27 protein-coding genes are annotated in these 23,153 nt (G+C 46.8%); 19 read left to right on the top strand and 8 right to left on the bottom strand.

What is annotated here, in order from left to right; all coding sequences use genetic code 11:
• Window positions 1–2: 2 nt before the first annotated feature.
• Together ACL9RG_RS02430 and ACL9RG_RS02425 are read right to left on the bottom strand one after the other, a co-directional pair.
• A complete protein-coding gene (locus tag ACL9RG_RS02430) occupies window positions 3–932 on the bottom strand; it encodes a flagellin (protein ID WP_422790962.1) in 930 nt (309 codons plus the stop codon).
• A gap of 264 nt (window positions 933–1,196) precedes the next feature.
• Window positions 1,197–2,162, bottom strand: a complete 966-nt coding sequence (locus ACL9RG_RS02425) for a flagellin (protein ID WP_422790961.1) — start codon at window positions 2,160–2,162, stop codon at window positions 1,197–1,199.
• Between the two features lie 449 nt (window positions 2,163–2,611).
• Here ACL9RG_RS02425 and fliD point away from each other — a divergent pair, with 449 nt between their 5' ends.
• From fliD to ACL9RG_RS02400, 5 genes are all read left to right on the top strand, one after another.
• Window positions 2,612–4,024: a flagellar filament capping protein FliD gene (gene fliD, locus ACL9RG_RS02420; protein WP_422790960.1), complete on the top strand. Its 1,413-nt coding sequence runs from the start codon at window positions 2,612–2,614 to the stop codon at window positions 4,022–4,024.
• 15 nt (window positions 4,025–4,039) lie between these two features.
• Window positions 4,040–4,477, top strand: coding sequence for a flagellar export chaperone FliS (fliS, locus tag ACL9RG_RS02415; protein ID WP_422790959.1), 438 nt, complete (start codon window positions 4,040–4,042; stop codon window positions 4,475–4,477).
• On the top strand, window positions 4,452–4,781 hold the full coding sequence (gene fliT / locus ACL9RG_RS02410; protein WP_422790958.1) for a flagella biosynthesis regulatory protein FliT: 330 nt from the start codon (window positions 4,452–4,454) through the stop codon (window positions 4,779–4,781). Before fliS ends, fliT begins: the two co-directional genes overlap by 26 nt.
• A gap of 258 nt (window positions 4,782–5,039) precedes the next feature.
• Window positions 5,040–5,216, top strand: a complete 177-nt coding sequence (locus tag ACL9RG_RS02405; protein ID WP_422791174.1) for a GhoT/OrtT family toxin — start codon at window positions 5,040–5,042, stop codon at window positions 5,214–5,216.
• Between the two features lie 108 nt (window positions 5,217–5,324).
• On the top strand, window positions 5,325–5,828 hold the full coding sequence (locus ACL9RG_RS02400) for a peptidoglycan DD-metalloendopeptidase family protein (RefSeq protein ID WP_422790957.1): 504 nt from the start codon (window positions 5,325–5,327) through the stop codon (window positions 5,826–5,828).
• A gap of 212 nt (window positions 5,829–6,040) precedes the next feature.
• On the opposite strand, the gene fliE is transcribed toward ACL9RG_RS02400, so the two are convergent.
• On the bottom strand, window positions 6,041–6,355 hold the full coding sequence (fliE, locus tag ACL9RG_RS02395) for a flagellar hook-basal body complex protein FliE (RefSeq protein ID WP_422790956.1): 315 nt from the start codon (window positions 6,353–6,355) through the stop codon (window positions 6,041–6,043).
• 284 nt (window positions 6,356–6,639) lie between these two features.
• Here fliE and fliF point away from each other — a divergent pair, with 284 nt between their 5' ends.
• From fliF to fliR, 13 genes are all read left to right on the top strand, one after another.
• Window positions 6,640–8,343 carry a flagellar basal-body MS-ring/collar protein FliF gene (gene fliF / locus ACL9RG_RS02390; protein ID WP_422790955.1) on the top strand — a complete coding sequence of 568 codons (1,704 nt, stop codon included), beginning with the start codon at window positions 6,640–6,642 and terminating at the stop codon, window positions 8,341–8,343.
• Complete coding sequence (gene fliG, locus ACL9RG_RS02385; RefSeq protein ID WP_422790954.1) at window positions 8,340–9,332, top strand: flagellar motor switch protein FliG; 993 nt, start codon at window positions 8,340–8,342, stop codon at window positions 9,330–9,332. Before fliF ends, fliG begins: the two co-directional genes overlap by 4 nt.
• Entirely contained in the window at window positions 9,325–10,074 is a 750-nt protein-coding gene (gene fliH / locus ACL9RG_RS02380; RefSeq protein ID WP_422790953.1) for a flagellar assembly protein FliH, read from the top strand. The genes fliG and fliH overlap by 8 nt, the downstream gene beginning before the upstream one ends.
• Window positions 10,071–11,435: a flagellar protein export ATPase FliI gene (gene fliI, locus ACL9RG_RS02375; protein WP_422790952.1), complete on the top strand. Its 1,365-nt coding sequence runs from the start codon at window positions 10,071–10,073 to the stop codon at window positions 11,433–11,435. Before fliH ends, fliI begins: the two co-directional genes overlap by 4 nt.
• 77 nt (window positions 11,436–11,512) lie before the next feature.
• A complete protein-coding gene (gene fliJ, locus ACL9RG_RS02370; protein ID WP_422790951.1) occupies window positions 11,513–11,953 on the top strand; it encodes a flagellar export protein FliJ in 441 nt (146 codons plus the stop codon).
• The gene (locus ACL9RG_RS02365; protein ID WP_422790950.1) at window positions 11,954–13,444 is read left to right on the top strand and encodes a flagellar hook-length control protein FliK; all 1,491 of its coding nucleotides are present in this window, start codon (window positions 11,954–11,956) and stop codon (window positions 13,442–13,444) included.
• Between the two features lie 205 nt (window positions 13,445–13,649).
• On the top strand, window positions 13,650–14,147 hold the full coding sequence (fliL, locus tag ACL9RG_RS02360) for a flagellar basal body-associated protein FliL (protein WP_422790949.1): 498 nt from the start codon (window positions 13,650–13,652) through the stop codon (window positions 14,145–14,147).
• 6 nt (window positions 14,148–14,153) lie between these two features.
• The gene (gene fliM, locus ACL9RG_RS02355; protein WP_422790948.1) at window positions 14,154–15,161 is read left to right on the top strand and encodes a flagellar motor switch protein FliM; all 1,008 of its coding nucleotides are present in this window, start codon (window positions 14,154–14,156) and stop codon (window positions 15,159–15,161) included.
• The gene (gene fliN / locus ACL9RG_RS02350) at window positions 15,158–15,577 is read left to right on the top strand and encodes a flagellar motor switch protein FliN (RefSeq protein ID WP_422790947.1); all 420 of its coding nucleotides are present in this window, start codon (window positions 15,158–15,160) and stop codon (window positions 15,575–15,577) included. The genes fliM and fliN overlap by 4 nt, the downstream gene beginning before the upstream one ends.
• Complete coding sequence (gene fliO, locus ACL9RG_RS02345) at window positions 15,577–16,008, top strand: flagellar biosynthetic protein FliO (protein ID WP_422790946.1); 432 nt, start codon at window positions 15,577–15,579, stop codon at window positions 16,006–16,008. The genes fliN and fliO overlap by 1 nt, the downstream gene beginning before the upstream one ends.
• Before the next feature lie 65 nt (window positions 16,009–16,073).
• Window positions 16,074–16,793 (top strand): flagellar type III secretion system pore protein FliP, encoded by a 720-nt coding sequence (gene fliP, locus ACL9RG_RS02340; protein WP_422791173.1) that lies wholly within the window; start codon window positions 16,074–16,076, stop codon window positions 16,791–16,793.
• 85 nt (window positions 16,794–16,878) lie between these two features.
• Window positions 16,879–17,148 (top strand): flagellar biosynthesis protein FliQ, encoded by a 270-nt coding sequence (fliQ, locus tag ACL9RG_RS02335; RefSeq protein WP_422790945.1) that lies wholly within the window; start codon window positions 16,879–16,881, stop codon window positions 17,146–17,148.
• Between the two features lie 2 nt (window positions 17,149–17,150).
• Window positions 17,151–17,939, top strand: coding sequence for a flagellar biosynthetic protein FliR (gene fliR / locus ACL9RG_RS02330; protein WP_422790944.1), 789 nt, complete (start codon window positions 17,151–17,153; stop codon window positions 17,937–17,939).
• 27 nt (window positions 17,940–17,966) lie between these two features.
• On the opposite strand, the gene rlmC is transcribed toward fliR, so the two are convergent.
• The 5 genes from rlmC to nfsA all read right to left on the bottom strand — a co-directional run bounded on the left by rlmC (window position 17,967) and on the right by nfsA (window position 22,460).
• Window positions 17,967–19,118, bottom strand: a complete 1,152-nt coding sequence (gene rlmC / locus ACL9RG_RS02325) for a 23S rRNA (uracil(747)-C(5))-methyltransferase RlmC (protein ID WP_422791172.1) — start codon at window positions 19,116–19,118, stop codon at window positions 17,967–17,969.
• A 182-nt stretch (window positions 19,119–19,300) separates the two neighbouring features.
• Entirely contained in the window at window positions 19,301–19,747 is a 447-nt protein-coding gene (locus ACL9RG_RS02320) for a YbjO family protein (protein ID WP_422790943.1), read from the bottom strand.
• Window positions 19,748–20,167: 420 nt separating this feature from the next.
• Window positions 20,168–20,647: a YbjN domain-containing protein gene (locus ACL9RG_RS02315; RefSeq protein ID WP_422790942.1), complete on the bottom strand. Its 480-nt coding sequence runs from the start codon at window positions 20,645–20,647 to the stop codon at window positions 20,168–20,170.
• Window positions 20,648–20,816: 169 nt separating this feature from the next.
• Window positions 20,817–21,719 carry a 30S ribosomal protein S6--L-glutamate ligase gene (gene rimK, locus ACL9RG_RS02310; RefSeq protein ID WP_422790941.1) on the bottom strand — a complete coding sequence of 301 codons (903 nt, stop codon included), beginning with the start codon at window positions 21,717–21,719 and terminating at the stop codon, window positions 20,817–20,819.
• Window positions 21,720–21,737: 18 nt separating this feature from the next.
• Entirely contained in the window at window positions 21,738–22,460 is a 723-nt protein-coding gene (gene nfsA / locus ACL9RG_RS02305; protein ID WP_422790940.1) for an oxygen-insensitive NADPH nitroreductase, read from the bottom strand.
• A 382-nt stretch (window positions 22,461–22,842) separates the two neighbouring features.
• On the opposite strand from nfsA, the gene ACL9RG_RS02300 reads away from it, so the two are divergent.
• Complete coding sequence (locus tag ACL9RG_RS02300) at window positions 22,843–23,109, top strand: GrxA family glutaredoxin (RefSeq protein ID WP_422790939.1); 267 nt, start codon at window positions 22,843–22,845, stop codon at window positions 23,107–23,109.
• Window positions 23,110–23,153 lie beyond the last annotated feature (44 nt).

The following is a 23,153-nucleotide window of genomic DNA, read 5'->3' as shown; positions in this document are numbered from 1 at the left end:
GATTAGCCTTGCAGCAGGCTCAGTACAGACTGAGGAACTTGGTTAGCACGAGACAATACTGCAGTACCTGCTTGCTGCAGGATCTGCGCACGGCTCATGTTAGACACTTCTGTTGAGTAGTCAGCATCTTGGATACGGCTACGAGCAGAAGACAGGTTGTTTACCGCGTTGTTCAGGTTGGTGATAGTTGAGTCAAAACGGTTCTGAGAAGCACCCAGAGAAGAACGTTGAGCATCAACTGATTTAATTGCTGCATCGATATCAGCCAGTGGAGTGGTACCTGGAGCTGTACCGGTAGCACCACCAGTTACAACACCTTTCAGAACGTCAAAACCAACAGCTTCAGTTTTACGTGCAGTACCGTTTACTAAGTCATCTGTCGCTACCATCGGTCGAGTATTGGTAGTACCACCCGCACCAGCCAAGTTCCAGCTGTCGCTGGAGTTAATGGTAATACCGATAGTTTGGCCATCGTCAGCACCAACCTGGAAGTTATAAGTTTTAGCGGCGTCAGCAGTGTTCAACACTTTGTTACCATTGAAGTCAGTTTGCTTGGTAACACGGTCGATTTCTTGCATACGTTGGTTAACTTCAGCCTGAATCGAGTCGATATCAGAAGCAGAGTTAGAACCGTTTTGCGCCTGTACTGTCAGGTCACGGATACGTTGCAAGTTGTTGTTGATTTCAGACAACGCACCTTCAGCAGTCTGTGCCAAAGAGATACCGTCGTTGGCATTACGTGCAGCAACGGTCTGGCCGCTGATGCTAGAAGTCATACGGTTAGCAATTGACTGACCTGCCGCATCGTCTTTTGCGCTGTTGATACGCAGACCAGATGACAGACGTTCAATAGCAGAACCCAGAGAAGCTTGTGATTTATTCAGGTTGTTTTGAGTCAGCAAAGACAAACTGTTGGTATTGATAACGGCCATTGTTAGATTCCTTTAACCAAGTTAATTTTAAAGTTAGGAGAATGAGTAGAATCATCGCCATGTTTGAATTAACGACAAAGAGTTACAAAACTTTAATGGCCTATTGCTAAAATTTTTTCTTATCGCTGAAAATCAGAACAAAAAACCCATTAATACCTTGAAATAGTTAGCGAAAATAAAACATTATTTTTTTAATTCTATTTCCCTAAAAACAAAAAACCCGGCCGAAGCCGGGTTATCTCGTAACAATTTTCGTCGAAACGATTAGCCTTGCAGCAGGCTCAGTACAGACTGAGGAACCTGGTTAGCTTTCGCCAGTACAGAAGTACCCGCTTGTTGCAGGATCTGTGCGCGGCTCATGTTAGACACTTCTGTAGAGTAGTCAGCATCCTGGATACGGCTACGCGCAGAAGTCAGGTTGTTTACTGCGTTGTTCAGGTTAGTGATAGTTGAATCGAAACGGTTCTCAGACGCACCCAACAATGAGCGCTGGGTATCAACAGATTTGATTGCCGCGTCGACATCAGACAGTGGTGAGGTACCAGCAGCGGCGCCGGCAGCACCTCCGGTAACCTTACCATGCAATACATCGAAGCCTTCTGCTTTTACTGTACGAGCGACGCCGTTCACAGCGTCTGCACCTGGATCAGTTGCAGTACCTGTAGCCATTGCTTTGGTATTATATGTGCCATCAGCTAAACCACCTGCACCCGCCAGGTTCCAGCTATCGCTTGAGTTGATGGTAATACCGATAGTTTGACCATCATCAGAACCAACCTGGAAGTTATAAGTTTTGCCCGCTGCCGCTGCGCCAGTGTTCAGTACTTTGTTACCGTTGAAATCAGTTTGTTTGGTAACGCGGTCAATCTCTTCCATACGTTGGTTAACTTCAGACTGGATAGAGTCGATGTCTGAAGCAGAGTTAGAACCGTTTTGCGCCTGTACGGTCAGGTCACGAATACGTTGCAAGTTGTTGTTGATTTCAGACAGCGCGCCTTCAGCAGTCTGTGCCAAAGAGATACCGTCGTTGGCATTACGTGCAGCAACGGTCTGGCCGCTGATGCTAGAGCTCATACGGTTGGCAATTGCCTGACCTGCCGCATCGTCTTTAGCGCTGTTGATGCGCAAACCAGAAGACAGGCTCTCAATGGCAGCACCCAGAGAAGCTTGAGATTTGTTCAGGTTGTTTTGAGTCAGTAAAGACAAGCTATTGGTATTGATAACGGTCATTGTTCGATTCCTTTGAGTAAGTTGGTTTTAACACCAGGCTGTTTGATTGGATTCAAGCGCCATACCCAAGTTATCGCCACACATATTTGAAACTTTAACGCCTTAAAAAACAACGTCAAATAACAATAAAAATCAATAAATACAACGCCTTAAAAAGAAAGAGATCTATTTAAACACCTCTTTTAGAAATAACCAGAAATAGTTAGCATTCAATTAAAACAAACTCTCAATATTACTTACCAACGCTATCGTTTTGACGCAATTTAAAGCCCACAATGCCTCCAGCCTGTTCTTGTTATTTTCACCTGATGATGAGCCGGTGTTGAACAGCCAAATTAAGGAGGTTATCAATGCCTATTCGCACCATAAATTTCGATCAACTGGTATAAACTTCCGCCAGTCTCTGCCGATAACCTTTGATATCCCCTTTTAAAGATAGGAAGAATAAAATGGCTCAAATCAGTTCACTCGGTGCCGGCACAAGCCTTGACCTCAACTCGATATACGACAAGCTACAAGATGCAGAAAATGCACGTCTGACCCCTTTTACTCAACAACAAAGCTCTTATAAAGCACAGTTAACTGCTTATAGTATTATTCAAACTTCGCTGGATAAACTGCGTACCGCCAATAAAGCGTTATCTGCTGGCAATCTGGCCACCACCGCAGTCACCAGTACTAACACTGCTTTTTCGGCAACACTCGCGCCAAATGCAGGTATTGGTAATTACAATATTAATGTAACCCAACTGGCGCAGTCGCAATCATTGATTACCCAGAAGCAGGCCAACAACAAAGCCAATATCGGCAACGGCGCCGCAACGCGCACGCTGACGATTTCTCAAGGTAAAGATGCCCAGGGTAAAGATAGAAATATCTCGGTTACCCTGACTAACGACCAAACCAATCTGACCGGCATTCGTGATGCGATCAATGCCAAGCAAGCCGGCGTTACCGCCAGTATTATTAAAGGTGATGACAACAGCTACTATCTGTCACTCACTTCGAGCGACACAGGCACCGCTAACGCGATGACGGTCAGCGTTTCAGGTGATGACACGCTGCAAGGTGTACTTGGCTACGACCCGACTGCGGCCACCAATGGCCTCAGCGTTTCAGTGCCAGCACAAGATGCACAGTTAACCATTAATGATCTTCAGGTTACCCGCAGCAGCAACAATATTACCGATGCCATTGATGGCGTGACATTAAATTTGAAAGCCACCAGTAAAGACACAGAAAAGTTGGCCATCAACAGAGATGCGACGGCGACAACTACGGCGATTCAAGCCTTCGTTGATGCCTATAACTCACTGCAAACCACGATTGCTAACCAGACTGCCTATACCGCCTCAAAACCTGGTTCAGGGACGCAAGATGCGAGCAACGGTGCATTAGTTGGTGACAATACGACCCGTACGATTACCAGTCAGCTACGTAGCCAACTGACCTCATCACAAAACAATAGTGATTACGCCACCTTATCAAGCATGGGCATTACCCAAGATATCAACGGTAAGTTAACCGTCGATTCAGCCAAGCTCGCCGATGCATTAGCAAAAAAACCTGCCAGCGTGGCCGCATTCTTCCAGGGTGACGGTAAAACCACCGGTTTCTCCACCCAAACTGAAACCTTATTAGGCAATATATTGAATACTTCGGGCGGGCTATTACAAAATGCCACCGACGGTATTAATAAAACCTTAAAATCGTTGGGTGACCAGATTACGCAGACTCAGGCAAGCATCGACGCGAATATGGCGGCAACTAAAAAGCAATTTACTCAATTGTCTGTATTGGTCAACCAATTAACCAATACCGGTAATGCACTGGCTTCACAGTTGAATTCAAATAACAATTAATAAGGACAACTCACCATGAATTATCGTTCTGGTGCCCAGGCCTACGCTAAGGTAGGACTAGAAAGCGCAGTGATGAGCGCCAGCCCGCATCAACTAGTGGTCATGTTATTTGACGGGGCGCGTAGCGCCCTGGTTCGTGCCCAAATATTGATGGAACAAGGCGATATCGCCGGAAAGGGTTTAGCGCTATCTAAAGCAATCAACATTATATCCAGTGGATTAAGCGCTGGTATGAGCCGCGAGCACGGTGCCGCTGAGCTCGTCGATAATCTGGAGGCGCTTTATGACTACATGGTAAGACGCCTGCTTCATGCTAATTTACACAACGATCAGCAAGCTATCACCGAAGTGTTAGTTTTGTTGGAAAATATAGCCGATGCCTGGAGGCAAATCGGCCCCAACTATCAGCCCGAGCAGGACCAACATAATGGATCAACATCAGTACCTGGTTAAAGAGTATGGCGTGATCTTAGAGTTAAGCGAACAAATGCTCGCACTCGCAAAAGCAGAAAAATGGGATGAGTTAATAGGTTTGGAAATTAGTTATCTTCAAGCCGTAGAAGCTGTCACCCAACAACCTTTGTCAGACGCGATACCAGCATCAGTTAGCAGTAAGATACGTGAGTCTTTAGTACGCATTCTAGAAAACGAAACCCAACTAAAATCATTATTAAATGGGCGACTAAAGACATTGTCTGAAATTATCGGACAATCAATTAAAAGACAAGAAGTCAACACGGCCTATAGCCGTTTTTGATAATCGTAAATTTATGATTATCGACTCCAACGATAATGTTTACTCTATAAGCTTGCTGGAACGAAAACAGAGAGCTAGCCAGTTAATATGGCTAGCCTCCACTAATGATACAATAATTTAATAACCTCGCAGCACTCCCATAACATACTTCTGTTATTAATCATGCAGCTTCATATCAATGATGCACACAGCAATTGATTACAAAATATGAAACCATTAACATATTACCTACGAATAATAATGTTATTAGAGGCTATTGTGCATTTGTGGTGGGAAGTGATTAAAACGATTTATTGGAGCGGGTTGGCCGTTGCTGCATTATTCACCCTTCTGGTTAGTCGAGATTCAATCAGGATACGCCTACTCACCTCTGGTATCATCGGACTAACCTGGCCATTCAGCCTGCCTGTGGTCCTACTCTTTTCACTGTTTTGATATGATCAACCCTGCCCAAATAAGGATATGGCAGGAATTGTATCATTATCATTGATAGACATTGCTACTCTCAGCCGTCGTATAGAATAGAGACTAAGAGAGAGATCGATGGACGGGAAAAATCACATTCTCATTTTTTCGTTTTTAACGATATGCCTAACTGGCTGTCCTGCCCCCCAACCCCATTCAACTCAAGATAAGACCCTGGCACCAAACCAAGCTTATCGGCATTTCGAGCAGTGGCTTGTACCTACGGCTGGAACCATTAGCTCTTCATTTAATGATGGTGAAAATCACAATAAAGGCATTAATATCTCGGGCATAAAAGGACAGCCAATTGTTGCGGTTGCCGATGGGCAGGTGTTATATGTGGGCAATGCATTAAAGGGCTACGAAAATCTCATTATCATAAAACACAATAATATTTTCCGTTCAGCCTATTCAAATAACCAACAAGCGTTGGTCAAAGAGCAAGAGTTTGTCAAGGCTGGCCAGGTCATTGCGACAATGGGCAGCTCGAATAATGCAGCGCCGCAGCTACACTTTGAAATTCGTAAAAATGGCGTACCTGTCGATCCTATGGCCTATCTACCGAGTCAATCCACCCGTTAAATAAATCTTCAGTATTTTCACGTTTTCAGAATACCTACGGGGTGAACTATGCCCCAAATAAATAGCGTTGTATCAAAGCAGCAATAATATGCATCACGATGATGCTTACTCGGGTAGGTTATTCGGATATATGTTAAACATTGCAACAAGTCAGCAGAACAGTAAACGGCAATATTACTGTTCTGCTGACTATCACAGCGCCAGACTCAGGCCTACACCTGCATATTCATCACGTCTTGATACGCAGATACCAGTTTGTTACGTACTTGAACACCCAGTTGCAAGGATATGCTGGATTTCTGTAGATCAACCATCACGTCATTGAGCCCAACGCCCGGCACGCCTAACTCAAATTTCTCAGACTGCGTTTTTGCAAGGTTTTGCGTTTCACTGATCTTACCCAGCGCGGCTTTCAATTCACTAGCAAAACCGACTTCGGGTAAAGGCGTTGAAGGTTGCTTCATCCCTGCTTGCAGCGCGGTCGCCTGCATTTGTTGTAAAACGCTTTCAATACCTTGAATTGCCATGATATTTCGACTCTCTCATATCGTGATGCAGCCAATGGCTATTTTATAGGACAAGACAGTAACACATCGCTTGCATGCTAAAGCGGGTAATTAGCAGTAAAAAACGTGGCTAATTCAGCCATTAACTTTCCCTTAAGCAGCAAATAATGGTTCATCTAGATAATAGGTACTGCGCTTTCATTCAGTACCAAAATTGATGCTTTATTGTGCGCGCACTGGGAGTCTGTTTTGTTAGGAAACAACGCGAACATCGCTATCGTTAAACCGCTGAATAGGGATCTTGTATGAGTTCCGCAATAGCCGGCGCAGAAACACGCGAAAGCGTCTTTACTGCGTTTATTAATCGACTACGCGCCAATCCAAAGATTCCTTTAGCTATTGCCGCTGCCGCTGCTGTAGCTATTGTTGTTGTGATGACATTGTGGGCAAAGAGCCCAAATTATCGAGTGCTATTTAGCAATCTGAACGATAAAGATGGCGGCGCCATCGTTACACAGCTAACACAAATGAATATCCCTTATCAGTTTTCTGATAACGGTGGTGCGATTCTTATTCCGGCAGACAAAGTCTATGAAACCCGTCTAAAACTCGCCTCAGCTGGCTTACCTAAAGGTGGTAATGTTGGCTTTGAATTGATGGACCAGGAAAAGTTCGGGATCAGTCAATTTAGCGAACAAATTAATTACCAGCGCGCATTGGAAGGCGAACTGTCACGCACTATCGAAACACTAGGCCCAGTGCAAAGCGCCCGCGTTCATTTAGCTATTCCAAAACCTTCCCTTTTCGTTCGCGAACAAAAAAATCCTTCGGCCTCTGTTACTTTGGATTTGCAAGCAGGTCGCGCACTCGACGATGGCCAGATTAACGCCATTGTTTATATGGTTTCGAGCAGCGTGTCCGGTTTACCACCAGCCAACGTTACCGTGGTGGATCAAAATGGTCATTTACTGACGCAGTCAGACAATAATGGCCGAGACTTGAATGCTTCCCAGCTCAAATATGCCAACGAAGTAGAAGCCCGACTGCAACGCCGCATCGAAAATATCTTACTTCCTATGTTAGGTAGCGGTAATGTTCACGCCCAAGTCACGGCTCAGATTGATTATGCTTCTCGTGAACAAACCGATGAGCAATATCAACCCAACGGCGGCGACCCATCAAAAGCGGCTATCCGTTCTCGCCAATCGAGCGAAAGTGAGCAAATAGGCGCGCAAAATGTGGGCGGTGTACCGGGAGCGTTAAGCAATCAGCCAACTCCTCCGGCTACCGCTCCGGTTAATAACCCTGCCCCGGCTGCTGGTGCTGCCGGTACGAATAACCGCAATGCCGCGACTCAAGCTAATACCGCTCGACCTACGGGACCAAGTAACACTCGTAATGACAGCACAACCAACTACGAGTTGGATCGCAGCATTACCCATACGCAACATCAAGCTGGGGCTATTCAGCGCCTGTCAGCAGCGGTGGTTGTTAACTATCAAGTCGGCACGGATGGAAAATCTAAACCGTTAACTGACGACCAAATCAAGCAAATTGACTCACTGGTTCGTGAAGCAATGGGTTATTCAGCCGACCGCGGCGATACATTGAACGTGGTCAATACTCCGTTCAATGAAACGGCCAACGAATCTGCAGAGCCTTCATTCTGGAAACAACCGGCGTTTTATGACTTGCTGATGAGTGCAGGCCGTTATCTGCTGGTGCTGATCGTTGCCTGGCTACTATGGCGCAAACTGCTTCGTCCAATGTTGCAAAAACAGCAAGAAGCACAGCAGGCCAAAATTAATGCCGCGAATGCTGCAGCCTCGGTTCCAAATACTAATACTACTCAGCCGGTGAAAATGAGTAGTGACGATCTGGTGAAACAGAAGCGTTCACAACAGCGTGTCAGCGTTGAAGTACAGACTCAACGTATTCAGGAATTGGCAGATAAAGATCCGCGTATCGTTGCCCTCGTTATTCGCCAGTGGATGAGTACAGAACAATGACAATAAACGGTACCGAAAAAAGCGCCATTCTGATGGTCACTATTGGCGAAGATCGTGCGGTGGAGGTGTTTAAACACCTCTCACCACGTGAGGTTCAACAAATCAGTTCCGCAATGGCCAATTTGCATCAAATCTCAACCAAGCAGTTGGCTGATGTGCTCAATGAGTTTGAAGACGATTCTGAGCAGTACGCCTCTCTGAGCGTCAATACCAGTGAGTATCTGCGCTCAGTATTGACACGTGCACTTGGTGAGGAACGTGCAGCTAGCCTGCTAGAGGATATTCTCGAAACCAGGGACTCCTCCAGCGGGATGGAATCGCTCAATTTTATGGAACCACAGATTGCTGCCGATTTGATCCGCGACGAGCACCCGCAAATTATTGCGACCATTTTGGTGCATTTAAAACGCGGCCAGGCAGCGGATATTCTGGCGCAATTCGACGAGCGCCAGCGCAACGATATTATGCTACGTATCGCCACTTTCGGTGGCGTGCAACCGGTAGCATTGGCTGAACTGACTGAAGTATTGAACAATTTGCTCGATGGTCAGAATCTCAAGCGGGCGAAGATGGGCGGCGTTCGTACTGCGGCCGAGATTATCAACTTAATGAAGTCTCAGCAGGAAGAGGCCGTTATCGATGCTATGCGCGATTACGATGGCGAATTGGCACAGAAAATTATCGACGAGATGTTCCTGTTCGAGAATTTGGTGGATGTCGACGACCGCAGTATTCAACGCCTGTTGCAAGAGATCGAAGGCGAATCGCTATTGGTTGCATTGAAAGGTGCAGACGAGCCATTGCGCGAGAAATTCCTGCGCAACATGTCAGCTCGTGCAGCAGATATCTTACGCGACGACCTGGCCAACCGTGGCCCAATGCGTATGTCTCTGGTTGAGAACGAACAAAAAGCAATCCTGCAGACAGTACGTCGTTTGGCCGAATCTGGCGAGATGATGATCGGCGGCGGCGAGGACTCTTATGTCTGATAAAATTAACGCCTTGCCTTGGAAGCTTTGGAAGCCAAATGACCTGACACAAAACAGGTCGAAAAGCGTGTTTGAACCTCTGCAAATGGACGAGTCAGTCGATGATGACCGTGTTAGCAGTGAAGATGACGAAGCAAGCGATAGCCAAGCGGCTGAATTTGAATTTATTGATCACAATGAACTGCAAGTTCTTCGTCATGATGCCGAGCAACAAGGTCATAAAGCAGGTTATGAAGCCGGGCAGAAACTAGGCTATCAGGCTGGTTTTAATGCCGGACAAGAAGCTGGGTATGCACAAGGATTACTTGAAGGACAACAACAGCAGCAGGTGTTGACCACACAGTGGCAGCATCTGGTCGTTGAATTCCAACAAACTTTAGACGAGCTCGATAGCGTTATTGCCTCACGTTTGATGCAAATGGCGCTCACCGCCGCTAAGCAAATCCTGGGGCAACCGCCGATTTGCGACGGTTCTGCCCTGCTCAATCAAATCCAACAATTGATCCAGCAAGAACCTATGTTCAGCGGCAAGCCATATATTCGCGTCAATCCTGCGGATTTTGAGCGTGTAGAACAGCAAATGGGCAGCACGCTGAACGCACACGGCTGGCGCTTACTGGCGGACAGTCAGATCCACAGCGGTGGGTGTAAAGTCAGTGCCGAAGATGGCGATATGGATGCCTCTCTGGCAACGCGCTGGCATGAGTTATGCCGCCTCGTCGCACCGGGTAACTTGTCATGACTTCCCGTCTAAGCCGTTTGCTCAAAACCATTGATGATGCGGAAAAGCGTATTGAGCTTACCCCCGCCGTTCGTCGCTATGGTCGACTGACCCGAGCGACGGGATTGGTACTGGAAGCGACAGGTTTGCAATTACCGCTCGGAGCAACTTGCCTGATTGAACGGCAAAACGGCAACAAAACGGAAGAAGTAGAAAGCGAGGTGGTGGGATTTAACGGTCAGCACCTGTTCCTGATGCCGCTGGAAGAAGTAGAAGGTATTCTTCCTGGTGCCAGAGTTTACGCCCGCGTGAGTCAAGAAGGTCAACCGGCTGGTAAGCAGCTCCCTCTGGGTCCACAGCTGCTCGGGAGGGTTCTTGATGGCAGTGCCAAGCCGCTTGACGGCTTGCCGCCTCCTGACACGGGCTATCGTGCAGCATTGATCACACCGCCTTTCAATCCACTACAACGTACACCAATTACCGACGTACTTGATGTTGGCGTTCGAGCTATTAACGCTCTGCTCACCGTCGGACGCGGCCAGCGTATGGGACTGTTTGCCGGTTCGGGTGTCGGTAAAAGCGTCTTATTAGGCATGATGGCACGCTATACCCAGGCAGATGTCATTGTGGTCGGCCTGATTGGCGAACGTGGTCGAGAAGTTAAAGATTTTATCGAGAACATTCTGGGCACCGAAGGCCGTGCGAGAGCTGTGGTGATTGCCGCACCAGCCGATGTCTCTCCACTCTTGCGTATGCAGGGTGCCGCTTACGCCACACGCATTGCTGAAGATTTTCGTGACCGCGGTCAGCATGTCTTGCTGATTATGGATTCATTGACTCGTTATGCCATGGCACAACGCGAAATTGCGCTGGCTATTGGTGAACCACCAGCAACCAAAGGCTATCCACCTTCTGTTTTCGCAAAACTGCCGGCACTAGTCGAACGTGCAGGTAATGGCATCAGCGGTGGTGGCTCTATCACCGCATTTTATACCGTATTGACCGAGGGTGACGATCAGCAAGACCCGATCGCTGACTCTGCCCGAGCCATCCTTGATGGGCACGTGGTGTTGTCTCGCCGCCTGGCCGAATCAGGTCACTATCCGGCGATTGATATCGAAGCCTCAATCAGCCGCGCCATGACCTCATTGATTGATGAAAAACAATATAGCCGCGTGCGTGATTTTAAGCAGTTACTTTCCAGCTATCAGCGTAACCGCGATTTAGTCAGCGTTGGCGCTTATGCCGCAGGAAGTGACCCGCTGTTAGATAGAGCCATCAGGCTTTATCCACACATGGAAGCATTTTTGCAGCAAGACATTATGGAACGTTGCCGTTATGACGAATCCTGTCAGCAATTGAACCTGTTACTTCCAGGTTGATAAACGTCTGGCAAGGCGTGACAAGTGGTCACCGCCTTTTTGCCAGCCCTATTTTCGCTATGTGAATGGAGAAACAAATGCAAAATTCATCACCGATGATTACGCTGTGTTCTTTGGCACAAAAAGCCCTGGATCAGGCGACACTCAGCCTTGGTCAGGCTCGCCGTTCCCATACGCAAGCACAGCAGCAATTATCAATGCTGATGGACTATCAGCATGAATACCGTCAGCGCTTAAATGTCACTATGACCGATGGCATCGCAGCAAATACCTGGCAAAACTACCAACAGTTTATTACTACATTAGAAGAAGCGATCACCCATCATCAGAAGCAGTTGGCACAATGGGATATGCGCGTAAAGGAAGCAGTCAGTCAATGGCAAGACAAGCAACAACGATTGAATGCTTACCAAACGCTGCAACAGCGGGCCTGCGATCGTGAACTGCTTGAGGAGAATCGCCGCGATCAAAAACAGACTGATGAGTTTGCCCAACGTGGCACATTAAGGAATAAATAGATGATGAACCTCGACATCCTGAGCACAGTGCAAAACAACACGGCAAATGTGTCCTCAGGTAAAACTGACATCAAATCTTTGTTATCCGATGTTAATACCCCCTCGCCAGCCGATTTCTCGACGTTGCTTAGCGCCCAAACGGGCAAAACGCCAAGTGCAGACATCAACGCCACGCTAACTCAATTGGCTCAAAAATTGGAAGCCAAAGGCCAGGCTGTGAGCAAATCAACGCTGGCACAAGCCGCGCTTGCAGATGAGCAAGATGGTAGCCTAACGCTAAATAACCATCAATTAAAACAACTTAGCGATGCTATCGAGCAATTATCCGACAATAATATTTCGCAGGTAAAAACTAGCGACGTGTTAAAAACAACAGCGGATGCAGATAAAAAACTCGCCAAAGGTGAGACAGCGGCAGACAGTGATACGTTAACTCAGCCGGTTCAGGCTCTACTTGCTATGTTGGCAGCACAACCACAAGTCCTCGAGACAAAAACCATAAATGCCAACGTTGCCAATGAGATCAAGCAAGAGCAGACAGACGCCACAGAAAAAATGCTAGTAGTTTCAGGCAAAGCGACTGATGTTGCAGATGTAGCAGCCAGTCTATTGAAAGCGGGTGGGGATCAAACGAACGATGGTGTTGATAATCATCATGATAAGAACGATGGTTCAGGGCTTATCAAAGATAAGGTTGCACTAAAGGATGATGGTCCGCAGAGCACCAGCTCTGACACTACTAATGCCAAGGTTACCCTCGCTTCTTTGCAATCTATGACAGGCAGACAATCCCTACAGACACATCAGCCTGAAATCGCAAAGCAATCTTTTAGCACTGACTCGTCACTGGCGGCTATGCAATCTGCAGCGGCACAACCTGGCACCGGCCATATAGAAAACAATACCGGCAATAATCCCCTGCTACAGGCTATTAATCAGGCACATAATACCGTCCCAGCCTTATCGACCCCGGTAACGTTAAGTGCCCCGACACAATCAGCCGTGATTAATACACCGAGCGTTCCACAATTAAATGCGCAGCTAGGCAGTTCTGAATGGCAGCAGTCTCTGAGTCAACAAGTACTGATGTTCAACCGCCAAGGCCAGCAAACAGCCGAGCTGCGTTTGCACCCTGAGGATTTAGGTTCGATTCAAATCAGCATGAAGATTCAGGACAACCAGGCACAGATTCACTTTGTTTCCGGCCATAGCCAGGTTCGAGCCGCTATTGAATCTGCCATGCCAGAATTACGCACAGCACTGGCAGATAACGGTATTAGCCTTGGACAAAGCAGCGTAGGCAGCGATGCATCTGCATGGCAACAGCAGCAAAACGGGCAGCAAGCGGGGGCACAGGGCCAAGGTAACCCGGCAAGTTGGGCCAGCCACGCTGATAGTAATAATTTAGTTAATACTAGCGATGCCCTGCCTGTTCCAGCAGCTTTACACTCCCTTGCTAATGGAAACGGTGCTATCGACACCTTTGCCTAATAGTCCTATCACCGGCTCTGCCTGTGACAAACGGCAGAGCTAACGCGATTTAATCAGCCTATTCACGCTATTGATCTATCAGACAGGCGTGATAATCGTTGGAAGAATTATGCTGCCACTGTGTCTGGAGTAAACATTGTCTAGCATAAAAACGCCTTCTAGTGGAAAGGTTGTGGCACTTACTTAAAAAGGAATTATCCAGCCCATGTCTGACAATGCTATTGCATCTAAGAGTAAGAAGAAAAAACGCTCGTTATTGGTTATCTTGCTACTACTGGTGATTATTCTTGGCGGTGCGGGTGGCGGATACGCTTGGTGGATATTGCACAATGATGCAAAACTGCCTGAGACAGCCGAAACACCAAAAGCTAAGCCACCTGCTCCACCGGTATTTTTAGCTTTGGATACTTTTACTGTTAATTTGCAAACACCAGATAATAATCCAGATCGCGTGTTATACGTGGGTTTAACGTTACGTCTGCCTGATGAGAACGACCGTAAAATATTGACAGAATACCTGCCTGAAGTACGCAGCCGCCTGCTGCTGCTGTTATCTCGCCAACAGTCTCAAAACATAGCAAATGAGGCGGGTAAGCAACAATTAGTACAAGAGATCAAGCAGGTTCTAAGTGACCCGTTTGTAAAAGGACAACCTAATCAAGTAGTCAGCGATGTGCTGTTCACTGCTTTTATACTGCGATAATAAATCATGGGCGACAGCATTCTTTCACAAGCAGAAATTGACGCGTTGCTTAATGGCGACAGCGACACTGATGCAACGACAGACAACGCCGACAACAAGTCGAATGACGGCGTAAGACCTTTTGACCCAACCACACAACGCCGTGTGGTTCGTGAGCGTCTGCAAGCATTAGAGATCATTAACGAACGTTTTGCTCGCCAATTCCGTATGGGGTTATTCAACCTATTGCGCCGCAGTCCAGATATTACGGTGGGGGCGATAAAAATTCAGCCCTATCACGAATTTGCGCGCAATTTACCGGTACCGACCAACCTTAACGTTATTCATCTCAAACCGTTACGTGGTTCCGCATTATTAGTCTTCGCACCAAGCTTGGTTTTCATTGCCGTCGATAACCTGTTTGGCGGCGACGGTCGTTTTCCAACGAAAGTGGAAGGCCGCGAATTTACTTACACCGAACAGCGCGTTATCAAACGTATGCTTAATCTTGCGCTTGATGCTTATCAGGAAGCCTGGAGCGGCGTCTATAAGCTGGCGGTCGAATATATTCGTGCCGAGCTGCAAGTTAAATTCACCAACATCACTTCTTCACCGAACGATATTGTTATCAATACCCCGTTCCATGTTGAGATTGGTGCCTTAAGCGGTGATTTTAATATCTGTATCCCCTTTAGCATGATCGAACCAATACGTGAATTGTTGACCAATCCACCGGTTGAAAACTCACGTCATGAAGAAAACCAATGGCGCGATAATTTAGTCAACCAAGTACAACAATCCGAGCTTGAGCTTGTCGCTAATTTTGTCGATATCCCGTTACGACTATCGCAAATTTTAAAACTGCAACCCGGTGACGTGCTGCCTATTGAGAAGCCCGATCGTCTGATTGCCCACGTTGATGGTGTACCAGTCTTAACCAGCCAATATGGCACGTTAAACGAACAGTACGCCCTGCGTGTTGAACATTTAATTAATCCAATTTTAAATTCCCTAGATGAGGAACAGCCCAAATGAGTGACATTAATAAACCGTCAGACGCAGGTTCAGATAACGTAGACGATTTATGGGCTGATGCGTTTAACGAACAGCAAGCCGCGGCAGGCACAGATAAATCAGCAACAGATGGCGTGTTCGCAGCACTTGGCGTACAGGAAACGGCCGGTGGTTCACAAGATATTGATATGATCCTTGATATCCCAGTCAAACTGACTGTGGAATTGGGTCGAACTAAGATGACCATTAAAGAACTGCTGCGCTTGTCACAAGGTTCAGTGGTAGCTCTTGATGGTCTGGCCGGTGAGCCATTGGATATTTTGATCAACGGTTATTTGATTGCTCAAGGTGAAGTCGTTGTTGTCGCCGATAAATACGGTGTGCGTATTACCGACATTATCACGCCATCCGAACGTATGCGTCGTTTAAGCCGCTAATGGCCCAGTCAGATTCACTGTACGCCACACCCGTAGTTGGCACGACTGCCAGCACACAACAAGCGCCGGTACCGCAAGCGTTACCGGCCAGCTCGGCATTAACACAGGTCAGTGGAGTGTTAGGGGCAATATTACTGCTGATTCTATGTATTGCTTGGGTGGTTAAACGAGCCGGTCTTGCGCCTCAAGCTCGTAATAACAAATTACTCAAGGTGACGGCCAGCTGTCAGGTAGGACGCAGCGAGAAAATCGTCGTTGTCGAAGTAGATAACACCTGCCTGGTATTAGGTGTTACTGCCCATCAAATCACGCCATTGCATCAATTTGCCGCGCCACCAGTCGATGAACAAACGTTGGAAACTGGCGTACAGGCAAAGCCCGTCGACTTTGCTCAGTTGTTGCAAAAAATCGTCAAACGTCCAGGAAAATAGGCATGACTCGGTTAACAACATCACTTTCTGCATGGTACTTGCGCTCACAACGTTTGTTGTTACGCATGATGTTACCCTTGCTTCTGGTCATTAGCCCTGCGGCGTTCGCCCAATTACCAGGGCTCGTCAGCCATCAACTTGCCAACGGCGGACAAAGTTGGTCATTGCCGGTACAAACGCTGGTATTCCTCACTTCGTTGACACTGCTGCCAGCGATGCTGTTAATGTGCACTAGTTTCACCCGTATCATTATCGTCCTGGGTTTGCTGCGCAATGCGCTAGGCACACCTTCAGCGCCGCCAAACCAGGTGATGTTAGGATTAGCGCTGTTTCTGACCTTTTTTATTATGTCTCCTGTTTTCGACAAAATTTATACCGATGCTTATAAGCCTTTTAGTGAGGATAAGATCAGTATGGAAGTCGCAATGGACAAAGGCGCACAGCCGTTGCGTGAATTTATGTTGCGACAAACGCGTGAAACCGACCTGGCACTCTATGCACGTCTGGCACATCTGCCACCGTTAGCCGGCCCTGAAGCGGTACCAATGCGTATTTTGCTTCCTGCATATGTTACCAGCGAGTTGAAAACGGCTTTCCAAATCGGTTTTACCGTATTTATTCCATTTATGATTATCGATTTAGTGGTCGCTAGTGTGCTTATGGCGCTAGGGATGATGATGGTTCCACCCGCCACCATATCTCTGCCCTTCAAGCTAATGTTATTCGTCTTAGTCGATGGCTGGCAGTTGTTGCTGGGTTCATTAGCACAAAGTTTTTACAGCTAAGTTTTATCAAGTTTCTATGATTCACGTTTTATGAAGCTTCTACCGCTACGTTTTAGCTGAACTGTTTTTTTATTGGGGAATTGATATGACGCCAGAATCGGTAATGGCCCTCGGCCATCAGGCCATGAGAATTGCATTGGCGTTGGCTGCCCCGCTGCTGCTGGCGGCGTTGATTACTGGTTTAATTGTCAGTCTGCTGCAAGCCGCAACCCAGATCAACGAAATGACACTGTCCTTTATCCCTAAAATCCTGGCCGTCTTCGCGACTATCGTTATTGCCGGGCCTTGGATGCTTAATTTGCTGCTCGATTATATGCGCACCTTGTTTGGCAATCTGCCTTATATTATTGGCTAGCCATGTTAAACATCGACACCGCCCAGCTGAATCTGTGGATCGTCTCTTTTTTCTGGCCGATGATCCGCATTCTGGCATTGGTCAGCACTGCCCCTGTTTTAAGTGAAAAACAAGTTCCTAAGAGAGTTAAAATAGGTCTTGGCTTGATGATCACTTTCCTCATTGTTCCTAGCCTGCCGGCCAATGACGTGCCGCTCTTTTCTTTTGGCGGGCTGTGGCTTGCGATGCAGCAAATTGTGATTGGTAGCGCGTTGGGGCTGACGATGCAGTTAGCTTTCTCTGCTATTCGTCTGGCTGGTGAGATCATGGGCCTGCAAATGGGTATCTCATTTGCCACCTTCTTTGACCCAAGTAGCAGGTTAAACACACCACTTTTAGCGCAATTTTTGAATTTGATGGCCGTGCTGCTATTTCTCAGCTTTAACGCCCATTTGTGGATGATTTCATTATTGGTAGATAGTTTTTATACCTTGCCAATTCGTTCGGAGCCGTTGAATGGCAATGGTTTTATGGCGTTGGCTCAAGCCGGTGGGATTATTTTTAGCAGTGGGTTAATGTTGGCGCTGCCGATCATTACCTTGCTACTGACGATTAACATCTCTCTGGGGCTTCTCAACCGTGTCGCGCAACAGCTTTCCGTATTCGTTATCGGTTTTCCAATTACGCTGACTGTCGGTATCTTGTCGATAGGCTTAATGATGCCGTTGATATCCCCGTTCTGCGAAAACCTGTTTACCACAACGTTACAATTGATGAGCCAGATACTCGGTGGGATTGGCGCTCAGTTCTAATGTGGCGGTATTGGGCCAACCCTACCTTTACCCCCTATTCTGATGAGCCATGCGCTTATGAAGCAACAGCGTCAGTACCTCATAATGGGCGGTATGCGGGAACATATCGAATAGTTGCACTCTCTCAACGCGATAGTCGAAAAGATGGGCAAAATCCTTAGCCATGCTTTGCGCGTTACAACTGGAGTAGAGAATTCTTTCCGGCGCCATCTGGCTGAGATAGTCACATAGTGGTTTACCAATCCCTCTGCGTGGCGGATTGACTAGCACTAACTCAGGTACACTATCGCGCCCATTGGCAAAGCCGGTGGAGTCTAATGCCTGAAACTCAACGTTCTGTAACCCTAATCGTCTGGCCGACTCCTGCGCACAGGCAATCGCTTCAGCGCTGATTTCAATCCCGGTGAGGAGTGTCTCTGGGTAGGCACAGTGCAGACCAAATCCTCCAACGCCACAGAACAAATCCCACATGCTGGTAAGTTTGCTCTCTCTTGCCCATTCGCGGGCGGTGGCATATAACGCAGCGGCTACCGCGGGGTTGGTCTGGAAAAAACTTTGTGGACGGATAAATAAAGGAACCTGATTGAACTGCTCCTCTAACGCTTGGCTTTCGGTCAGCGCGATTTCCTGCTCGCCCTCAAGGATCGCCATATGCACGGGTTGGATATTGGCGGAAATCACCTTCAACTGCGGTAATTGCTCACGTAGCCAAGGCAATGCGGCACGAAGTTGGCTAAGTTTATTTTCTGATCGCAAAACAAAACGTAGCATCATACCGCCATTGAACTGGCTTTCTGTCAGCAACAAGAATTTAAGTTCACCACGTTTGCGCGCGACGTTATAAGGCGTCAATCCCGCTCGGGCGATAAAAATCTTCAGGACATCGAATACCGAGGTGAAACTTTCCGGATATAGCGGGCAATCTGTGAGATCAACAGCTTGTCCGTCCCGGTGTAGCATCCCCAACAATGGCCGTTCAACACTGCCGCTGACCACCATTTTGGCTTTATTACGAAAGGCATGTTCACTACTGGTAACCGGTTCTCGCCATTGCGCGATAGGAAATGCCGTTAATAAACCGGCTAGGTCTTGTTGCTTATCCTGCAATTGCTGTGAGTAAGGCTTATCGAGCCATTGGCAGGACCGGCAAGTCCCGGCGGTAAATTGCGCGCAGTGCATAAATAGTGACCGTAACATGCCGCCTGGTGCTGATTAGCCAGACAGTAAACGAAAAAAGTTGGCGCGTAGTATATACCGAATAGTCGTATATACCCAATGGCCTCATATCAACAACAGCGATGTTTCACCATCCACTGTGGATACACAATCTCATTTGGTGAGTTGGCGTAGAAAGGGACGGATTATCTGCGTGGTAAGAAAAAACGGCGACTGCTAGCCGGTAAATATAGCAACAATAAAACGAGGATATCGGGTATTTTTTGTAGTAATAAATCGTTGATAAAATGTCCTTGCTCATCGGGTTCTAGCAAGAATATTTTAGGTACAAACCATTCAAATGACGCCAAGAGTAGATAGCAAATAACGGTAATCTGACAAATGATAAAAGCTTTACGTCCCCAATTACGGGCACGCGTCATAGCAAAGGCGCACTGACATTCAATCATCACAATCAGCAGGCTGGCTAACAGAATAAGACTATTGAACCAGGTAGCACTGCAGGCTCGAATAAACTCGACGACGCCATCTACCCCTAATAAATTGAGGATTAATACAAACTCAAGAAGACGGGTAGCAATGATGACTGTTGCACCCACCATTACCGGAACAGGAATAAAAACTGACTTCATGTTTTCTCCCCCCTCGTTCCGAATAAGATGGGATGAATATAATACGTGTCGATCCACCCTGCACGTTAATTTTCACTCTCTAACATAGTGTCATCACGACAATGACGGATAACTTATAAGGTTAATGCGAGAGGTTTTTGAAAAAACAATCCCGGGTGAAATACTATTTTGTAATAAAGACCATTTCTGATTAAAAATAAATCCATAATTTTTAAGATCAGCAAAATAATATGGAGTAGATTTGAACGCTGCTTACAGCGTCCCTAACGAGGCGAGTAATGTAGTCAACACAAAAGAAACGTCAAGTATAGAGGCTATATGGCAGATATAAGATATATTGAAATAACAACCATTGACAATAAAGACAACAAGAGCCGCTATTTAGCGACTCTTATCGGGCATCCACTATCAAATCCGCTATCAATGTAGCATCGGATGGCCAAGCGTAATTTCTGGTACAGGTTCGTCATCACCAGCAAATAATAGGTCGTTGGCATGCGCTTCAAGGATGATCATTGACATCTGTTCCTCACCTTGCTGCAGGAAATAGCTAAATTGCTCAATACTGATCCCTACCGCGATGGCCAATGACTGGCAAACAATCAGCTTAGGTAAATTGTCATCCTGAACATCTACAAAAGCTTTTACGGTCAAAGAGCTGGCATTAATCTGACTTAAGTCTGCAACTAGCGGGATGAGCGCAGTAGGTTTAACCTCAGCCAAAGCAGAGAATAAAATGACATTGTCGACCAAGTCGACTTTAGCATCAAAAATACCGTCAAAATTTTGCATATGTGGCAAATGGAGTGCCTGACAAGAATCACACTCGAAAAAAGAGATACCAAGCTGATCCAGCCAACGCCGCAGCAACACGATATCAGGGACAACGAGTGAATCCATATAATATGCCTCAGGTATTTAAGTACAACGGAAATATAAGAGAAGCCCAAACACATAAATCATTGGTTCGAGCCTAAACGGCGATAGCTTACGGAAATTTGTCTGCTAACGCCATGATCAATCCTGCCTTATTAACGTTCAATAACAGCTAAAGGCGGAGTAAATCAGATCAGCCCCCTGATTTAAGGCAAAATCCAGGCTTAGCATGCTGCTCAATATAATCAATCATCATGCCAGCAATATCCTTACCCGTGGTAGTTTCTACCCCTTCTAACCCTGGAGAGGCGTTAACTTCCATCACCAAAGGCCCGCGTTTTGAACGTAAAATATCCACCCCAGCGATATCTAATCCTAATGTCTGAACTGCTTTGACGGCGATAACTTTCTCAGCAGCGGTCAGAGTAACGTTACGTGCGGTTCCTCCCCGATGTAGATTTGAACGAAAATCACCGGCTTTAGCCTGACGTTCAATGGCCGCAACCACTCGTTTGCCGATCACCAAACAGCGAACATCTCGCCCTTGTGCTTCCTGGATATATTCTTGCACTAAAATATGGGCGTTAAGCCCTCTAAAAGCATCAATCACGCTTTCCGCTGCCTGCCTGGTTTCAGCCAGCACGACACCAATTCCCTGCGTGCCCTCAACCAGTTTAACCACCAGCGGAGCACCGCCAACTAACGCAATAAGATCGGCAGTATCATCAGGTGAATGTGCAAAACCGGTTGTCGGCAAATCAATACCTTCTCGCGCGAGGAGCTGCATTGAGCGCAATTTATCTCGCGCCCGCGTAATAGCAAGCGACTCGTTAAGAGGGAAACTCCCTATCATTTCAAATTGGCGCAGTACTGCCGTGCCATAAAATGTAATAGCAGAACCGATACGAGGGATGGCTGCCTGATATTTATCCAATTGCCGACCACGATAGTGCACGGTCGGTGCCGCTGGATTAATATTCATATAGCAGGAAAGCGGATCAATAATGTCGACTTCATGACCACGAGACAACGCCGCTTCACGCAGGCGTTTGCACGAATACAAACTGCCGTCGCGAGAAAGAATAGCGATTTTCATCTGACGCTCCGTTGTCAATTAACGCGTCGCCCAACCCTGGCGATGCAACGCATCTAACATAAATGGTCGCTTTTCTTGTTGCAACGTACGAATAATAAACGCACTCCAATTATCCTGACGAGTATTACTATCGCGCTGCGCATAATAAGCTTCTAAGTCATGATCATATTTATCAAGAAGTGCAGTATCTAACGGCTGATAGCTGTTTTCATGAACCAGTAGCGCCTGCGGCAAACGAGGTTTAACACTCGGATCTTGTGCCGGATAACCAATACAAAAACCAAACAGTGGCAGAACATATTTGGGCAACTTAAGCAACGAGATAACCTCATCGATTTCGTTACGAATCCCGCCAATAAATACGCCACCAAGCCCCATTGATTCTGCTGCAATCATCGCGTTTTGTGCCATTAAAGCGGTATCTACGCAACCCAAGATTAATTGCTCTGCCAAGCCGAGTTCACCAGTCGGCGTGATTTGGTAATGGCGGTTAAAATCGGCGCAAAATACCCAAAATTCGGCGGCACTAGCAACATATTGTTGCCCTCCAGTAAGCGAAACCAATTTTTCACGCAGGACGGGATCCGAGACACGAATGATCGACGAGCACTGTAAAAAACTCGAGGTAGAAGCGGCTTGAGCCCCGGCGATAATCGCTTCTCGCTGTTCAGCTGTCAGTGGTTGCTCGGTAAACGAACGAATAGATCGATGTGAACGCAAGAGGTCAATAGTGGGCGTCATAATATGGGTCCTTGATAAATCAAAATCCGCAATGGAAGCGTACGGAAAACTAAGATAATCATTATGGTTCAGTAGATTGATTGCAAGCACGAGCGCGTTAGGAATCGTAAGATTGTTTTATTAGCAGAGATTTTGTGCAATCGGCGAAGCAAACGCCTGCACAAAATCGCCGATCATTAGTAAATGATAGCCTACCGTACATGTCGATAGGCAAAAGGCATCAAACTGACAGGTAATAACTTCTTTTTTACCGCCGCTATTACAGGCATAGTAGCGAGCTATAGAAAGAGATGGGTGTTGAAGGCGATAAATCTCCCTACGCTTGTCCTTAAATTTATTCTTTTATCGTCCTGTTCATCAGGCTTAAAATCAAGGAGTCTACATGTTTGCAGTAATTTTCGGGCGTCCTGGCTGTCCTTATTGTGTGCGTGCAAAAGAGTTGGCTGAAAAACTGACTGAAGAACGTGATGATTTCAACTTCCGTTACGTTGACATCCATGCCGAAGGCATCAGTAAAGAAGATCTGGAAAAAACCGTTGGTAAACCTGTTGAGACTGTTCCACAGATCTTCCTCGATCAGAAACACATCGGTGGCTGCACTGATTTTGAAGCTTATGCTAAAGAGCATTTGGCTCTGTTCCAGTCTTAATATCTCCATACAGCAAAAAGGCGCTTAATGCGCCTTTTCTTTTG

Source organism: Rouxiella sp. Mn2063 (genome assembly GCF_049319665.1).
Taxonomy (GTDB): domain Bacteria; phylum Pseudomonadota; class Gammaproteobacteria; order Enterobacterales; family Enterobacteriaceae; genus JBMOUD01.
Note: the sequence above shows the minus strand (reverse complement) of the source record. Positions and strands in the feature narration are given on the sequence as shown.

Coding starts and splice junctions, on each gene's coding strand:
- fliF (WP_422790955.1), top strand. CDS start 6,640: ATGAGTTCCGCAATAGCCGGCGCAGAAACACGCGAAAGCGTCTTTACT.
- rimK (WP_422790941.1), bottom strand. CDS start 21,719: ATGAAAATCGCTATTCTTTCTCGCGACGGCAGTTTGTATTCGTGCAAA.
- ACL9RG_RS02400 (WP_422790957.1), top strand. CDS start 5,325: ATGGACGGGAAAAATCACATTCTCATTTTTTCGTTTTTAACGATATGC.
- fliE (WP_422790956.1), bottom strand. CDS start 6,355: ATGGCAATTCAAGGTATTGAAAGCGTTTTACAACAAATGCAGGCGACC.
- fliS (WP_422790959.1), top strand. CDS start 4,040: ATGAATTATCGTTCTGGTGCCCAGGCCTACGCTAAGGTAGGACTAGAA.
- fliN (WP_422790947.1), top strand. CDS start 15,158: ATGAGTGACATTAATAAACCGTCAGACGCAGGTTCAGATAACGTAGAC.
- ACL9RG_RS02430 (WP_422790962.1), bottom strand. CDS start 932: ATGGCCGTTATCAATACCAACAGTTTGTCTTTGCTGACTCAAAACAAC.
- ACL9RG_RS02320 (WP_422790943.1), bottom strand. CDS start 19,747: ATGAAGTCAGTTTTTATTCCTGTTCCGGTAATGGTGGGTGCAACAGTC.
- fliP (WP_422791173.1), top strand. CDS start 16,074: ATGATGTTACCCTTGCTTCTGGTCATTAGCCCTGCGGCGTTCGCCCAA.
- nfsA (WP_422790940.1), bottom strand. CDS start 22,460: ATGACGCCCACTATTGACCTCTTGCGTTCACATCGATCTATTCGTTCG.
- fliJ (WP_422790951.1), top strand. CDS start 11,513: ATGCAAAATTCATCACCGATGATTACGCTGTGTTCTTTGGCACAAAAA.
- fliQ (WP_422790945.1), top strand. CDS start 16,879: ATGACGCCAGAATCGGTAATGGCCCTCGGCCATCAGGCCATGAGAATT.
- fliL (WP_422790949.1), top strand. CDS start 13,650: ATGTCTGACAATGCTATTGCATCTAAGAGTAAGAAGAAAAAACGCTCG.
- ACL9RG_RS02300 (WP_422790939.1), top strand. CDS start 22,843: ATGTTTGCAGTAATTTTCGGGCGTCCTGGCTGTCCTTATTGTGTGCGT.
- fliD (WP_422790960.1), top strand. CDS start 2,612: ATGGCTCAAATCAGTTCACTCGGTGCCGGCACAAGCCTTGACCTCAAC.
- rlmC (WP_422791172.1), bottom strand. CDS start 19,118: ATGCACTGCGCGCAATTTACCGCCGGGACTTGCCGGTCCTGCCAATGG.
- fliR (WP_422790944.1), top strand. CDS start 17,151: ATGTTAAACATCGACACCGCCCAGCTGAATCTGTGGATCGTCTCTTTT.
- fliT (WP_422790958.1), top strand. CDS start 4,452: ATGGATCAACATCAGTACCTGGTTAAAGAGTATGGCGTGATCTTAGAG.
- fliG (WP_422790954.1), top strand. CDS start 8,340: ATGACAATAAACGGTACCGAAAAAAGCGCCATTCTGATGGTCACTATT.
- ACL9RG_RS02365 (WP_422790950.1), top strand. CDS start 11,954: ATGATGAACCTCGACATCCTGAGCACAGTGCAAAACAACACGGCAAAT.
- fliM (WP_422790948.1), top strand. CDS start 14,154: ATGGGCGACAGCATTCTTTCACAAGCAGAAATTGACGCGTTGCTTAAT.
- fliH (WP_422790953.1), top strand. CDS start 9,325: ATGTCTGATAAAATTAACGCCTTGCCTTGGAAGCTTTGGAAGCCAAAT.
- fliO (WP_422790946.1), top strand. CDS start 15,577: ATGGCCCAGTCAGATTCACTGTACGCCACACCCGTAGTTGGCACGACT.
- ACL9RG_RS02315 (WP_422790942.1), bottom strand. CDS start 20,647: ATGGATTCACTCGTTGTCCCTGATATCGTGTTGCTGCGGCGTTGGCTG.
- ACL9RG_RS02425 (WP_422790961.1), bottom strand. CDS start 2,162: ATGACCGTTATCAATACCAATAGCTTGTCTTTACTGACTCAAAACAAC.
- fliI (WP_422790952.1), top strand. CDS start 10,071: ATGACTTCCCGTCTAAGCCGTTTGCTCAAAACCATTGATGATGCGGAA.